Source organism: Rhodoferax aquaticus (assembly GCF_006974105.1).
Taxonomy (GTDB): Bacteria; Pseudomonadota; Gammaproteobacteria; order Burkholderiales; family Burkholderiaceae_C; genus Allorhodoferax; species Allorhodoferax aquaticus_A.
Map to the genome: position 1 here is coordinate 136,447 of NZ_CP036282.1, position 14,045 is coordinate 150,491.

The following is a 14,045-nucleotide window of genomic DNA, read 5'->3' on the forward strand; positions in this document are numbered from 1 at the left end:
TATCCATGAAAGCGGTCAGTCCGATAATGGCCCTCTCTTCAATCACCCGGTGTTGTTATGGATTCACGCAAAGGCTTGGACGGCCAGGCCATCACCCTCATGCTGGTGCTCTGCTTTCTTTGGGGCATGCAGCAGGTGGTGCTCAAAGCCACCGCGGCAGACATTGCGCCGGTCATGCAAATTGCGCTGCGCTCCGGCGTGGCCGCCGCGCTGCTTGCGGTGTACATGTGGCTGCGCGGCGAGCGCATGGACCTGCGCGACGGCACCTTGCTGGCAGGCGTGGCGGTGGGCTGTTTGTTTGCCTTGGAGTTCATGCTCGTGGCGGAGGGCCTGCGCCATACCAACGCCTCGCACATGGTGGTGTTTTTGTACACGGCACCTATCTTTGCCGCTCTAGGCCTGCAGTGGCGCTTGCCCGCCGAGCGCTTGAACAAAGTGCAGTGGTTGGGCATTGCCTTGGCGTTTGGTGGGCTTGCCTTCGCCTTCTTGGGCCGCACCGGCAGTGCCAGTCCCGCGCAAGGCAACGTGCTCTGGGGTGACCTTTTAGGTTTGTTGGGTGGCATGGCGTGGGGTGCTACCACCGTGGTGGTGCGCTGCTCGCGCCTGGCCAAGGCACAGGCCAGCCAAACGCTGATGTACCAGCTGATCGGCGCGTTTGTTTTGCTGCTGGCCGCCGCGTGGGGCACAGGCCAAGCGGGTGTGAACTTCACGCCCCAAGTGTGGGCTAGCTTGGCGTTTCACTCGGTGGTGGTGTCGTTTGCCAGTTTTTTGGTGTGGTTTTGGCTCTTGCGCACTTACCTTGCCAACCGCTTGGGGGTGTTCTCGTTCATGACCCCGTTGTTTGGCGTGCTCTTGGGTGCCTGGTTGCTGCACGAGCCGCTGGAGCCTAGCTTTCTACTGGGTGCCATACCCGTGCTCGTGGGCATTGTGCTGGTGAGCGGCGGCGACTGGGTAGCGCAGCTACTATCAAAAAAGTAGCTGCCTACGCAGTATTTACGGGCGCAACACGCTGATTTAGCCCTTGTTTTTGGCCTGGCGCTTGCCGCGCGCGCGGATGTTGAGCGCTTCCACCCCCAGCGAGAACGCCATGGCCGCATAGATGTAGCCCTTGGGGATCTCTTGGTCAAAGGCCTCGGCAGTGAGGGCCATGCCCACCATCACCAAAAACGCCAGCGCCAGCACCTTGACGGAGGGGTGCCTGTCCACAAACTCGCCAATGGGTTTGGCCGCCACCAGCATCACGCCCACCGAAGTCACCACCGCCGCCACCATCACGCTGATCTGGTCCACCATGCCCACGGCGGTGATGACGGAGTCCAGCGAGAACACAATGTCAATGATGGCAATTTGCCCAATGATGGCCCAAAACAACTTGGTGCCCGCCGCCTTGAGCGCCGCGTCATCCGTGGCAGCCGGGGCATGTTCGTCACGCGCCTCCACCTCCACAAAGATCTCGTGCGAGGCCTTGTACAGCAAGAACACGCCGCCCAAGAGCAGCACCAAGTCCCGCCCGCTAAAGCCCTTGCCCAGCACCGAGAACAGGTCGGTGGTCAGCCCCATCACCCAGCTCAGCGAAAACAGCAAGAGCAGGCGCGACACCATGGCAAAGCCCAAACCCAAGCGTCGCGCTTTGTCTCGTAGCTCAGGCGGCAGCCGGCCCACCAAGATCGAGATGAAGATGATGTTGTCAATGCCCAGCACAATCTCCAGCGCTGTCAGCATGCCAAACGCGATCCACACATTGGGGTCAGTGAGAAATTCCATCGGGTAGTCCTTGGGGTGAAGTTGCAGGATGGTGAGCATCCTAGCCGCAAGCCCTTACACAGGTAGGGCCATTGCGTGGGGCGGGCGCAGCTTGCTATGCAACTAGTAGCTAATTGCGCTGGTTTCATGCGGGTTACTGGCAAGCTGGGTAAGATAGCCGCATGCTTAAAACTACCGTAATCGCCACGCACAGTGGCAGCTTTCACGCCGACGATGTGTTTGGTGTGGGCGTCTTGATGGGGGTGTACCCCACACACACTTTGGTCCGTACCCGCCAGCAATCTGAGATGGATGTGGCCGACTTTGTGGTGGACGTAGGGGGCGTGTGGGACGCAGCCGCGGGCCGCTTTGACCACCACCAGCGCGGCTTTAACGGCGCGCGCCCCGCGCAGCAGGTGGGCGACACCGTGCAGCCTGGCGTGGGCTATGCCAGCGCGGGTCTGGTGTGGGCAGCACATGGCGCAGCCTATGTGGAGAGCTGGGCCGCAGCCCACCGCCAGCCACTGGATGCGCAAGCGGTAAGCGATGTGGTGCGCTCTATCGACCATGCGCTGGTACAGTACCTGGACATGGTGGACACCGGCCAAGGCGATGTGGCGGCCGGCATTTTTGGCTTGTCAGCACTGATTGCGCAGCTCAACACCCATTGGCTGGAAGAGCAGGGCCTAGACCACGCCGCCAAGGCAGCGCTGCAGCAAGCCCGCTTTTTAGAGGCTATTGCCATCACGCGCAAATTTTTGGACCACGCCATCAGCAAAAAGGTCGCCCAGATTCGCGCAGTCGACATCGTGCGCCGCGCACCGCGTGTGCTGGGTGGCAAGGTGCTGCACTTGAACGAAGGCGGCATGCCATGGACGCGCGTGGTGGTGGACGAAATGCCCGAGGTCATGTTCGTGATTTACCCCGACTCTGATGGCAATCAGTACCAACTGAAAACCGTGCCCGTGGAAGCTGGCTCCTTCACCGCCCGCCTGGACCTGCCTGCGAGCTGGGCAGGCCTGCGCGACCACGAGTTGGCGGCTGTGACCGGCGTGGCCGACAGTGTGTTTTGCCACCTGAACCTGTTCATCGGCGGTGCGCGCAGCTATGAAGGTGCGGTGCAGTTAGCCGCGCTGGCGCTGGCAGAGTCCGCCTGATGTCGGCGACAATGCCGATGACGGCCCTGGGCCAAGTGCGCGCCGCAGTCCAAGCCAATTTTTTGCCGGGGCTGGTGCTGTGGTCCTGTCTGGCCGCCTTGCTGGCGGCTTATGCGAGCAGCGCCTCGGTGCAAGCGGGCTTGGCGCAGTGGGGCTTGGTCAAGCAGGCCTGGGGCTATCCGTTTGCCTTTGCCTCGTACGTGGTGTTTGCCGTGGTGGTGCCCGAGGCGCTGGGCTTTTTGGTACTCAAGCAAACCTGGTCCCCAGGCAAGTGGCGTGAAATGGGCTACGCCGCCTTGGTATTTGGCACGGTGGGGGTCACGGTAGACATGTTCTATGCCTTGCAAGTGAGCCTGTTTGGCGAAGGCCATGATTCCGCCACCCTAGCGAAAAAGATGGTGTTTGACCAGTTTGTGTACTCACCGGTGTCCAACTGGTTTGTGGTCGCCCTGTTTGCGTGGCGCGAAAACGGCTACCACGCCAGCACCTGGCGGGTCGCCTTGTCAGCCCACTTTATGAGCACCCGCTACCTGCCCATGCTGGTGGCGCTGTGGTGTGTGTGGATACCCAGCGTGCTGGTGATTTACTTCATGCCCACGGCCTTGCAGTTCCCGGTGGCGTCCATTGTGCTGAGCTTTTGGATACTGATATTCAAATTCATCCGCAAGAGCTAACGCTACATAAAACATAGCTGCTTGTGCAGTATCCATGGGCGCAAGAGGGTAATCTTGCTTTTTTCCTTCAAATAAACAGCCTCTCTTGCAAAAATGCCAAGAAGGTGGCCGTCTTGAAGGCCAGCCAGGGCCGCGCGGGGTAGACCGCATACACCGGCTGGCCCGCGCGTAGCTGGTAGTCGGGTAGCAGCTGCACCAAGCTGCCCTGCGCCAACTCTTGCGCGACCAAGAGCCGGTCAATCACCATCACGCCGCCACCCGCCACGGCGGCGGCTACCAGCGCCATGCCGTCGTTGATTTGCAACTTGCCCGGCACGCGCAGCAGTGACGTCGCTCCGTCGTGGGTAAAGCTCCATTCATCAAACACCCGCGCGCCGCTGCAATACAACAGGCAGTCATGCGCCAGCAAATCGGTGGGCACACGCGGTGTGCCTTTGCGCGCCAAGTAGGCCGGTGCGGCCACCAGAACGCGGGGGTTGTCGCACAGGCGCCGCGCGATCAGCGTGGAGTCTTCCAAGTGCGCCACCCGCAAGGCCACGTCAATGTGCTCGGCAATCAGGTCCACCATGCGGTCGTCCACTGAGAGGTTGATTTCTACCTTGGGGTACAGCGCGGTGAACTCCACCAGCAGGGGCACCAGGTAGCGTTGTCCCAAGGGGCGCGGGCAGGTCACGCGCAAGCGCCCCATCACCTCGTTTTGGTGCTGCTCGGTGAGTTGCTCAATGTTGGCCACCGCACGGTCAATGTGCTGCGCCTCGGCAAATACTAGCTCGCCAATTTCGGTCAGAGTCAGGCGCCGGGTCGAGCGCTGAATAAGGCGTGCGCCCAGCTCATCCTCTAGCTTGGCCAGCTGGCGCGACACCACCGACTTGCCCATGCCCAGGCCTGAAGCGGCTTTGCTGATAGAGCCCGCGTGGACGATGGCGCTGAACAGTGCGAGGCGTTGTGGATTCATGGTGGGTGGCCTAAAACGGTGATTGCTGCCAAACGGGCAACAATATTATGCAAACTTAGTGACTATGCGGGCAATAAGTGCGTCTCTACACTCCTGCTCATTCCTATCTACCCCTTGGAGAACCTTTATGAGCAACGCCATCAACCGCCAATTCAAACTCGCCGCCCGCCCCGCTGGCGCCGTGAAAGCCACCGACTGGAACCGCACCGAAGAAGCGGTGCGCGCACCCGCCGAGGGCGAAGTGCAGATCCAAAACTTGTACCTCTCGCTAGACCCCGCCATGCGCGGTTGGATGAATGAGAGCAAGGCCTCCTACATCCCGCCCGTGGGCATTAACGAAGTCATGCGTGCCATTGCCGTGGGCAAAGTGACCGCCTCCAACAATCCCAAGTTCGCCGTGGGTGACCATGTGACCGGCCTCTTGGGCGTGCAAGACTTTGCCTACTCCAGCGGCCAAGGCCTCACCAAAATCGACCCCAAGTTGGCGCCCTTGCCGCTGTACCTAGGCACGCTGGGCATGCCAGGCCTGACCGCCTACTTTGGCCTGTTGGAAGTGGGCCAGCCAAAAGCGGGCGACACCGTGGTGGTGTCTGGTGCTGCAGGCGCTGTGGGCTCGGTGGTGGGGCAAATTGCCAAGATCAAAGGCGCGCGCGTGGTGGGCATTGCCGGTGGTGCCGACAAGTGCCGCTACTTGGTCGAAGAGTTGGGCTTTGATGCCGCCATCGACTACAAAACCGAGAACGTGGCTGAGGCCTTGAAGACCCACTGCCCCGACGGCGTGAACGTGTACTTTGACAATGTGGGCGGCGACATTTTGGACGCCGTGCTCACCCGCCTCGCGCGCGGTGCTCGCATCGTGATCTGCGGCGCCATCTCGCAGTACAACAACACCACGCCCGTCAAAGGCCCTGCCAACTACTTGTCGTTGCTGGTGCAACGCGCCACCATGACCGGCATTGTGGTCTCCGACTACTACGACCGCGCTGCAGAAGCCGCCATGGTCATGGCCGGTTGGATCCAGTCCGGCAAGCTCAAAACCCGCGAAGACATCGTCGACGGTCTGGACAACTTCCCCAAGGCCTTTGACATGCTGTTCACCGGTGCAAACAACGGCAAGCTCGTGTTGAAGGTGGCGTAAGCCCACCGTAGGTCACGCAACGCGCTGCATGCGGGCGTGTTGCGGCATAGCCTAGAAGCTGGTGAACCCCAGTTGACTCCGGCCCTTCGTTGGTGAGAATGGCGTGACTGTTCACCACAAGATATGGCATGAAATACGCACAACACGGAGAGTTTTCGTTGCATTGGCAAGGCGATGTGCTCGTTGCCCGCTATACCGGCACGTGGAATGAGTTGGCATCCACCAACCTCCATGCAACGGCAAAGCAAATGTGGGCGGCGGGTTTGCCAGCGCCGGCTTGGGGATTGCTCAGCGATGTGCGCGAGTGGGGCGGAGGCACACCGCAAGCCCTTGAGCTGTGGTGGGAGTTTTTTGAAGACTGCGTGCAGCACGGTTTGCTGGCCGTGAGCGATGTAGTGCCGAGCCCCATGTTGAAACTGGTCTTGAGCCCCTTGGCCAAGCGGGCCAGCGCATTGGCCCATTACCATCGTGGGGACAACATCGAAGACGCCCTGCAATGGCTAGCCTCCCAGGGCTTACGGACCGGGTGAGCTGCGGCTCCGTAGCACAGCGTTTAGTTGCGTGGCGGTGTCATTTGATCTGCGGGAAGCAAGGCCATTACGGCCATCGAAAAATGCGAGTTGGCATGGGCGTTGAGCTTGCTGAATTCAGGTGTTCTGAAGAGCGCGGCCCAGTAAGTTAGCGTCGCCCAGCGGGACACATGGACATAGTGCGGCGCGTTGTCTGCATTGAGGTTCTGCAAAAACTCTTCAGACAAATATCCCGCTTGCCGCTTCATCAGCGCACGCATATCGTTCAGCGCTAACAAAGCGTCAGCGGGCGCGCTGTCGGGCGCGCTGTCGGGCGCGATGCTCACTTCCACCACTACCGTCACCGGCCCCACCAGGTCGGGCACGGTTTGGGCATGGCTTGGCAGAGAGATGCATGCCAACAGGGCCAACGCACACGCAAACAAGGCCTGCCCCATGGGCCGAAAGGCAAGGACTTCTTTCATAGGCTGCGGTACTCCATGCAGAGGGTCAACTCGGGATGAGTCAACGCTGATCTTCAACTGGTGGATGTAAGCCGTCTGTGCGCTGCCAGACCAATGGCAACGATGCGATGTGACTTATTCCACTTGGGCACGCCGTCGGCGCCTGAGCCGGACCACCAAATAGGCCACCACGCCAACGTTCACGCTCAAGACGCTCAGATTGACAGCCGTCGTGTGAACCACCAAGTGGCTTAGCTCCAGCGGAACATAGACCGCGCCCGACACCGCAGCCAGCCACTCGGCCCAGACTCTGCCACGCCACAGTCCGTACCCTTCAGTCGGCCGCAAGGCTGCGTAGCCCCAAGCGAGCAGAATCACCTGCCGCATATCCGCGTTCTGCAGCGCACGGATGTCATCCAGCAGCATGCGCGGAAAGTGAGCCTGCGGGTCCACATGCAAGCGCCCCAGCAACGCGTAGGCCAGTTCCTGCACATCATGGTGCGCCAGACCCAAGAGCCCCACGCTGGCAGCAATAGCCACCAAGCCCTTGAGCCCTTCAAACAGGGCGATAGACAGCAGCGCCTTGTTGATCACCGTGTCTAACCCGCACAGGGGTCTGGGTTTTGTTGGAGCGAGGGGATGTTGTGGATGGCAAAGGCCGGTAGGTGTTAGCGGCCTACTGGCCTACCTTAGAGGCAATGGCTTCCGAGCGCATTGATTGATCTCAAGTCACGATGCAATTGCTATGAATATAGGAGCTGCGTGCGCAATGTAGACGTGCGCAATAACTGTTCTACTTCAGGTTTTGATCTGAATTACTTGTACTAACCAGACTTGCAGTGGATCTAGGCGATCGGATGCGTTGGCCAATAGCCATTTGACGATTTGAGGGCCATGCGAAGTTTTGTGATATTCCAAGGTTCCAACTTCCCTGAAAACCGCATTGAGCAGTTTTGCTGCGTGTATTGCATTACTGCTTGCATTCCTTGGTTGCAAGAGGCAGTCAAGCCCTTTTCCAAGTCGTTCTAACGCCTCTGCAACGGTACTCGTCGAGATCTCACGATCAAGCGATGTACTAAGCACTGCTGAAATGGCGTCTGCATGTAAGAAGTAGTCCTCCAGCATGGTGACCGGCAGAAAGTGAACTACCCCAGCACAGTCAGCTTCAATTTGTGTGATTTGCTCTTTTCGACGGCTTTCTCTATCCAATGCAATTGCGACCATTGGCGGGGCGAGAAAACTGCTTGAGCTCAGTTTGCTGTAGATGTTGGCAATCGTTTTAGGACTTATTTTTTTTGACTCAAGATCGCCGGTTGCATGTAGCGGAAGTGTGGCTATTCCTTGTGCATGTTCGGGGAAGTACTTCCTCAGCAATAAGGGAAAGACAGCAGCCTCAGTTTCGCCCTCTACCCAAAGAACCTTATCGCAACCATGCAAATCCGTGAGGCTGATACCGAGGTCAAGAAGCCCAGCTCTTAGTTCGTTGAGTTTTTTGCCAACAGTCTGTTTCACTGTGGTTTGTTGTCCATCATGTTCCATCAACGTGACCGTCGTCGCGTCTACTGTGCGCAATACGTCGCTGGAGTGCGTTGTTATAAAGAACTGATGTTTGCTGCCAACTTCCGCCAAGATCGACAGCAGTTCACGTAAGGCTCTTGGATGTAAGAATGAGTTAGGTTCCTCTAACAGGATGAGACGTTGAGTCTGCGCGGTAAGTGCTACGTAGAGAATTGCTAGCGCATTCCCTATGCCTGTACCCACTCGATTAATGGGCACCGCTAAATCCCCTCGGTTCAAATGAGTCGGAGCGGAATGCACTCGAAGCTCAAACTGGTTGTTTCCATTCGGTGGCGCTGCCACCCAGTAAATAGTGGGAAATACCCGGTGCAGTAGCTTGTTGAGCTGGTCGAACAAATTGCTGTTGTTGGACTGCAGATAGTTGATGCAGTAGGCCAAATTTTCGCTGTTCGGTAGCAACTCTCCATTGGCGAAATGACCACAAATCGGCTTGATGTTTCGCTCAGAAGAAAAGCGATATATCTTTTGAGGGAGCTTTTGCCAGATTTGTCTTAACTCTTCAGCATTGTTGGTCACTACGAAGCTGCTGAAGTCCGACAAATTTATTGCCGAAAATTTGGTGTTCGTCCCGAAAGTGCGCCATGTTGCAGGCCAGTCGCGGAACTGTAACCGCGCTGCAACAGGGCTATTGATCTGTAGTTTGAAGCTCAATTCCTGCTGGGTAGAACTAAGTCGTTGTCGAATGAGGTCAAAGTCGTTGCAGTACAAATGACCAGGTGCATTCCCGACCCCTAAATAAACATCCGATACAGGGTATGCAAGGCTCTTCAGTTCTTGTGTAGAAACTGAAATGGTCAATTCGACTTCAGACTTTTCAGTAGGGACGTGACCCGGTTCATTGGAGTTCAACGTGGAAAGATGTGGAGTGTCACTTAATTCGTGCAGGGCGATTGCCTCTAGAACTGAAGTTTTTCCACTTGAGTTGGCTCCCAAGAGAATGTTGAAGCCAGGTCCGAATTCAAACTCTGTAGGTTGGAAAAAACTCTTGTAGTTTGCAATCTTCAGGTGCGATATGTGCATCTCTGTTCCCATGTAAATAACCCCGCAGGCGTATGCTCTGCGGGTTGGATTGTGGCAGCTTGTTTTGGTGACTAAACCACCTTCGCCCGTTCCAACGTCGCATGCAGCAGCATATTGCAGCCTGCCGTGATGTGCTCCGGTTTGGTGTCTTCAATCTCGTCTTGGCTACTGCCGTCTTTACTGGGGATGAAGACTATGCGGCTGGGCAGCTAATCACGAGAGGTTCAAACCTCTTCTGGCCGCATCAATACGTCAACGTTCGCCTTTTCGATACGGTTTCATCAACGCTTGCGGGTAGCTGGCTTTGCGTGCCACCAGCACCAGCGCGAGGATGGACAGCACGTAGGGCAGCATCAGGTAGAGCTGGTAGGGCAGCACTGCGCTACCGCTTTGCTGCAGTCGCAACTGGATAGCGTCAAAGAATGCAAACAGCAGCGCGCCCAGCAAGGCCTTGCCGGGCCGCCATGAGGCAAATACAACCAATGCCACACAGATCCACCCGCGGCCGTTCACCATATTGAAGAAGAAGGCGTTGAATGCAGACAGGGTGAGGAAAGAGCCTGCAATACCCATCAAAGCAGAGCCTGCCACGATGGCACCGGTGCGCACTTGCGCCACCGAAACGCCTTGGCCTTCCGCGGCTTGCGGGTTCTCGCCAACCATGCGCACAGACAAACCCAAGGGCGTGCGATACAACACATACGCCAATAACGGAACCAATGCCAGTGCCAACAGCGTGAGCGGTGTTTGCTGCGCAAGCACTGGCAGGCCCAGCCACCCCATCTCGGCAAAGGGGGTGATGGTGGGCGGCGTGCTCACTTTGGGAAAACTCACCCGGTAGCCGTAGTAACTGAGCGAGGTGGCCAGCAGTGTGATGCCGAGGCCCGACACGTGTTGCGACAGCGCGAGGCCTACGGTCAGAAACGCATGCAACGAACCCAGCACCGCCCCGGTGGCCGCCGCTGCCGCCACACCGACCCACAAAGGCGCCCCGGCATACACGGTGAGCCAGCCGGTGAAGGCCCCTGCCACCAGGATGCCCTCAATGCCTAGGTTCAACACCCCGGCCCGCTCGCACAACAACACGCCCAGGGTCCCAAAAATCAGGGGCGTGGCTATGCGCAGCACCGCCACCCAGAACGAGAGGTTGGACAAGATATCGACTAGTTCCGTCATTTGAACTTGACCCGGTATTGCGTCATTAGCGTGGCTACCAGTACCGAAATCAGTGAAGCCGCCACGATCACGTCGGCAATGTAGGTGGGCACTCCCACAGCACGGCTCATGCTGTCGGCGCCCACCAGAACGCCCGCCACAAACATACTGGCGGCCACTACGCCCAGCGGATGTAAGCCAGCCAACATGGCAATCACGATGCCGCTATAGCCATAGCCTGGCGACATATCCAGCGTGAGGTAGCTGGTGCGGCCGGCCACCTCGATGGCGCCTGCCAGCCCGGCCAGCGCCCCTGAGAGCATGGCTACCAGCACCACCGTGCGCGTGACTGGAACGCCCGCAAACGCCGCGGCGCGCGGGTTGGTACCCACTGCGCGAATGTCAAAGCCCAGTACCGTGTATTTCATCAAAACCCATATCAGCACGGCCAGCGCGCAGGCGCCCAAGAGGCCCGTGTGCAGCCGGGTTTGCGCAATCAGTTTGCCCAACTCTAGGTCGGCAAGTAGTGCCACACTCTGCGGCCAACCCATGGCGGTCGGGTCTTTCATTGGGCCGTCCAGCATCAGCGAAACGAAGAGCAGCACGATGAAGTTGAGCAGCAGCGTGGTAACTACCTCGTCTACGCCCAGTCGGGCTTTCATCAGGGCCGGGCCTAGCAAGAGCAGGGCGCCCGCCAGCGCAGCGGCCAGTAGCATCAAAACAAATAGCAATGCCGCAGGCAGTTCAAACCCGGTACCACCGTGCATGCCGCCCACCGCGACAGCGGCCAGAGCACCCACATACAACTGGCCTTCGGCTCCAATGTTGAACAACCGGGCCTTGAAGGCTACGGCGGCAGCCAGCCCGGTCAGAATCAGCGGCACCGCGCGTGTCAGCGTTTCACTGAGCGCAAACACCGACCCAAAGCCACCTTGCAGAATCAGCCCATAGGTTTGGCCCACAGGTGCTCCGGCCCAAAGCACCAGCAGTGTACTGATTAAGAGCGTGAAAAGCACTGCACTGATGGGTGCCAGCACCAGGACTGCAGGTGACGTTGTGTTGCGTTTGACGAGTTGCATATTGGGGTTAGTGTTCCGCCCCGGCCATGGCCAGACCAATGGTTTCGCGGGTCCAGTCCTCGGCCGGGCGCGCAGCGCTGAGCGCGCCTGCGTGCATGACGGCCACGCGGTCGCCCAAGGTGAGCACTTCATCCAGATCGTCGGAGATAACCAGCACCGCAGCCCCCGCATCGCGGGCGGCCAGCAGTTGGCCTTGCACATAGCGTACGGCGCCGATGTCGAGACCCCAGGTGGGTTGGTGCGCCACGATGAGCCTAGGCGTGTGGGTCTGTGCCTGCACGCCATCTGTGGTGGCCGCGTCAGGGTGCAGAAGGGCTCGCCCCAAAATCAGTTTCTGCATATTGCCACCAGACAGTGCGCGCGCCGCACTGGTTGCACCGCCACCGCGCACATCAAATGCAGCAATCACCCGCTGCGCATAGGCTTTGGCTGCGGCACGGCGTACCCACCCCCAAATGGAAAATGCAGGGGTGCGCAGCCGCTCAGATGCTACGTTCTCCCAGAGCGGCAAGTCTCCCACCACGCCAACAGCGTGCCGGTCTTCGGGAATGCGAGCCACGCCGCGCTTCACCAGGTCCGCAGGGCTGGCCGGCAGCGGTTGGCCCTGCAGGGTGACGCGCCCTGCGCTTGCCGTACGTGTGCCACTCAGTAGCTCAGCCAGCGCCACTTGCCCGTTGCCCGAAACGCCGGCAATGGCTACTAGCTCACCACTGCGCAGTTGCAAGTTAACCTGGTGCAACTTTTCGCGGCCGCGGCCGGTGCTTACGTTGTCCAGTTCGCACACCACCTCGCCCGCGCCACGGCTGGGCTGGCGCACGGGCGCTTCAATAGCGTGGCCGACCATCCACTGCGCCAATTGGCTTTGGGTGGTGCCTTGGGCTGGCGCCTGTGCCACCAGCTTGCCGCCGCGCAGCACGGCCACCCGGTGCGACACTCGCAGCACTTCACCCAGCTTGTGGCTGATGAAGATGATGGACAAGCCTTGTGCCACCATCTGGGTGAGCACATCAAACAGTGCTTCGCTTTCTTGCGGTGTCAGCACCGCCGTGGGTTCGTCCAGAATCAGAATGCGTGCGCCACGGTACAGCGCCTTTAATATCTCCACACGTTGGCGCGCACCTACAGACAGGCTGCCCACCAGCGCATCGGCATCTACCGCCAGACCAAAGCGCTGGGCTACCTCGGCCAGGCGCTGGCGTGCAGCGCTGCGGCGGGTAAAGGGTTGCCACAGGGGCTCAGAGCCCATCATCACGTTGTCCAGCACGCTGAGGTTGTCGGCTAGCGTGAAATGTTGGTGCACCATGCCAATGCCTGCGGCCAAGGCGGCCTTGGGGTCGCCTGCTGGCAGGGACTGGCCAAATGCGCGGATGTGGCCCGCGTCCGCGACGTAGTGGCCAAACAGAATGGATACCAGCGTGGACTTGCCCGCTCCGTTTTCTCCCAGCAAAGCCAACACCTCACCCGCACCGAGGTGCAGAGAGATGCTGTCATTGGCCACCAGCGAGCCAAAGCGCTTGGTAATGCCGGAGAGAACTAGAACGGGGTCGCTCACGTCGCGCAGGGGTTCACACTACTTGGCCGTTGACTTGGGCTGGGTGTCGTCCACCACAACGGTGAAGCTGCCGTCCAAAATGGCTTTTTCCTTAGCCTTCATTTTGGTCACGATGTCGGCAGGCACTTTTTTCTCGAAGGTTCCCAAGGGGGCCAATGACGAGCCTTTGTACTTCATCATTGAATACTGGCCGTAGTCTTCAGCGGCAAACTTGCCCTCCTTGATCAACTTGATGGCGCGGTCGGCAGAGGGTTCAAAGTGCCACATTGCTGAGGCGACCACCGTGTCGGGGTATTGGGGCTGGGTGTTGATCACATTGCCGATGGCGAGTTTGCCCTTCTCTTTGGCTGCGTCGCTCACTCCAAAGCGCTCGGCGTACATCACGTCAGCACCTTTGTCGATCATGGCAAAGGCGGCTTCCTTGGCCTTGGGTGGGTCAAACCAGCTGTTGATAAAACTTACGCTGAACTCGACCTTGGGGTTTACTTCTTTGGCTCCGGCCATGAAGGCGTTCATCAGGCGGTTCACTTCTGGGATTGGGAAGCCACCCACCATGCCGATCTTGTTGCTCTTGGTCATGCCGCCAGCCACCATGCCCGAGAGGTAGGCTGGTTCCTGGATGTAGTTGTCAAACACGCTGAAGTTCGGCGCGGCAGGCTTGCCACTGGAGCCCATCAAAAAAGCGGTTTTAGGAAAGTCTTTGGCTACTTTGCGTGCAGCAGCCTCTACTGCGAATGCCTCGCCCACAATCAGTGCATTGCCGGCGGTGGCGTACTCGCGCATCACGCGCTCGTAGTCAGCATTGCTCACGTTTTCGCTGGCCTTGTATTCAATCTCGCCACGCGCCTCGGCGGCTTTGAGCGCGGTGTGCAGGCGCCCGGCCCATTGCTGCTCGAACGGTACGGTGTAGATACCGGCGACTTTGAGTTTTGCTTGCGCCAGTGCAAGGCCGGGGGCCATGGTGGCCAAAGTTGCGGCCAACACCACCGCGCGGCGGCTGATAAGCTTCAGAGACATAGTT

General features: G+C 59.0%; 14 protein-coding genes. 5 read left to right on the forward strand and 9 right to left on the reverse strand.

Features of this window, described 5'->3' with window-relative positions; translation table 11 throughout:
* Nucleotides 1-57: 57 nt before the first annotated feature.
* A complete protein-coding gene (locus tag EXZ61_RS00640) occupies nucleotides 58-978 on the forward strand; it encodes a DMT family transporter (protein WP_142808253.1) in 921 nt (306 codons plus the stop codon).
* Nucleotides 979-1,014: 36 nt separating this feature from the next.
* On the opposite strand, the gene EXZ61_RS00645 is transcribed toward EXZ61_RS00640, so the two are convergent.
* A complete protein-coding gene (locus tag EXZ61_RS00645) occupies nucleotides 1,015-1,764 on the reverse strand; it encodes a TerC family protein (protein ID WP_142808254.1) in 750 nt (249 codons plus the stop codon).
* Nucleotides 1,765-1,925: 161 nt separating this feature from the next.
* On the opposite strand from EXZ61_RS00645, the gene EXZ61_RS00650 reads away from it, so the two are divergent.
* The gene (locus EXZ61_RS00650) at nucleotides 1,926-2,900 is read left to right on the forward strand and encodes an MYG1 family protein (protein WP_142808255.1); all 975 of its coding nucleotides are present in this window, start codon (nucleotides 1,926-1,928) and stop codon (nucleotides 2,898-2,900) included.
* Nucleotides 2,900-3,574: a hypothetical protein gene (locus EXZ61_RS00655; RefSeq protein WP_142808256.1), complete on the forward strand. Its 675-nt coding sequence runs from the start codon at nucleotides 2,900-2,902 to the stop codon at nucleotides 3,572-3,574. The genes EXZ61_RS00650 and EXZ61_RS00655 overlap by 1 nt, the downstream gene beginning before the upstream one ends.
* Before the next feature lie 67 nt (nucleotides 3,575-3,641).
* On the opposite strand, the gene EXZ61_RS00660 is transcribed toward EXZ61_RS00655, so the two are convergent.
* Nucleotides 3,642-4,529 (reverse strand): LysR family transcriptional regulator, encoded by an 888-nt coding sequence (locus EXZ61_RS00660; protein WP_142808257.1) that lies wholly within the window; start codon nucleotides 4,527-4,529, stop codon nucleotides 3,642-3,644.
* A gap of 127 nt (nucleotides 4,530-4,656) precedes the next feature.
* Here EXZ61_RS00660 and EXZ61_RS00665 point away from each other — a divergent pair, with 127 nt between their 5' ends.
* The gene (locus EXZ61_RS00665) at nucleotides 4,657-5,667 is read left to right on the forward strand and encodes an NADP-dependent oxidoreductase (RefSeq protein ID WP_142808258.1); all 1,011 of its coding nucleotides are present in this window, start codon (nucleotides 4,657-4,659) and stop codon (nucleotides 5,665-5,667) included.
* Nucleotides 5,668-5,795: 128 nt separating this feature from the next.
* Complete coding sequence (locus EXZ61_RS00670) at nucleotides 5,796-6,197, forward strand: hypothetical protein (protein ID WP_142808259.1); 402 nt, start codon at nucleotides 5,796-5,798, stop codon at nucleotides 6,195-6,197.
* Between the two features lie 23 nt (nucleotides 6,198-6,220).
* On the opposite strand, the gene EXZ61_RS00675 is transcribed toward EXZ61_RS00670, so the two are convergent.
* From EXZ61_RS00675 to EXZ61_RS00710, 7 genes are all read right to left on the reverse strand, one after another.
* A complete protein-coding gene (locus EXZ61_RS00675; protein WP_142808260.1) occupies nucleotides 6,221-6,661 on the reverse strand; it encodes an antibiotic biosynthesis monooxygenase family protein in 441 nt (146 codons plus the stop codon).
* 114 nt (nucleotides 6,662-6,775) lie between these two features.
* Nucleotides 6,776-7,234: a DUF2127 domain-containing protein gene (locus tag EXZ61_RS00680; RefSeq protein ID WP_142808261.1), complete on the reverse strand. Its 459-nt coding sequence runs from the start codon at nucleotides 7,232-7,234 to the stop codon at nucleotides 6,776-6,778.
* Nucleotides 7,235-7,438: 204 nt separating this feature from the next.
* Nucleotides 7,439-9,238, reverse strand: a complete 1,800-nt coding sequence (locus EXZ61_RS00685; RefSeq protein WP_168224657.1) for an AAA family ATPase — start codon at nucleotides 9,236-9,238, stop codon at nucleotides 7,439-7,441.
* A gap of 252 nt (nucleotides 9,239-9,490) precedes the next feature.
* Nucleotides 9,491-10,414: an ABC transporter permease gene (locus tag EXZ61_RS00695; protein WP_142808263.1), complete on the reverse strand. Its 924-nt coding sequence runs from the start codon at nucleotides 10,412-10,414 to the stop codon at nucleotides 9,491-9,493.
* Nucleotides 10,411-11,472 carry an ABC transporter permease gene (locus tag EXZ61_RS00700; RefSeq protein ID WP_142808264.1) on the reverse strand — a complete coding sequence of 354 codons (1,062 nt, stop codon included), beginning with the start codon at nucleotides 11,470-11,472 and terminating at the stop codon, nucleotides 10,411-10,413. Before EXZ61_RS00700 ends, EXZ61_RS00695 begins: the two co-directional genes overlap by 4 nt.
* Before the next feature lie 7 nt (nucleotides 11,473-11,479).
* Entirely contained in the window at nucleotides 11,480-12,970 is a 1,491-nt protein-coding gene (locus EXZ61_RS00705) for an ABC transporter ATP-binding protein (RefSeq protein ID WP_425353635.1), read from the reverse strand.
* A 72-nt stretch (nucleotides 12,971-13,042) separates the two neighbouring features.
* Nucleotides 13,043-14,041: a BMP family protein gene (locus tag EXZ61_RS00710; RefSeq protein WP_142808266.1), complete on the reverse strand. Its 999-nt coding sequence runs from the start codon at nucleotides 14,039-14,041 to the stop codon at nucleotides 13,043-13,045.
* Nucleotides 14,042-14,045 lie beyond the last annotated feature (4 nt).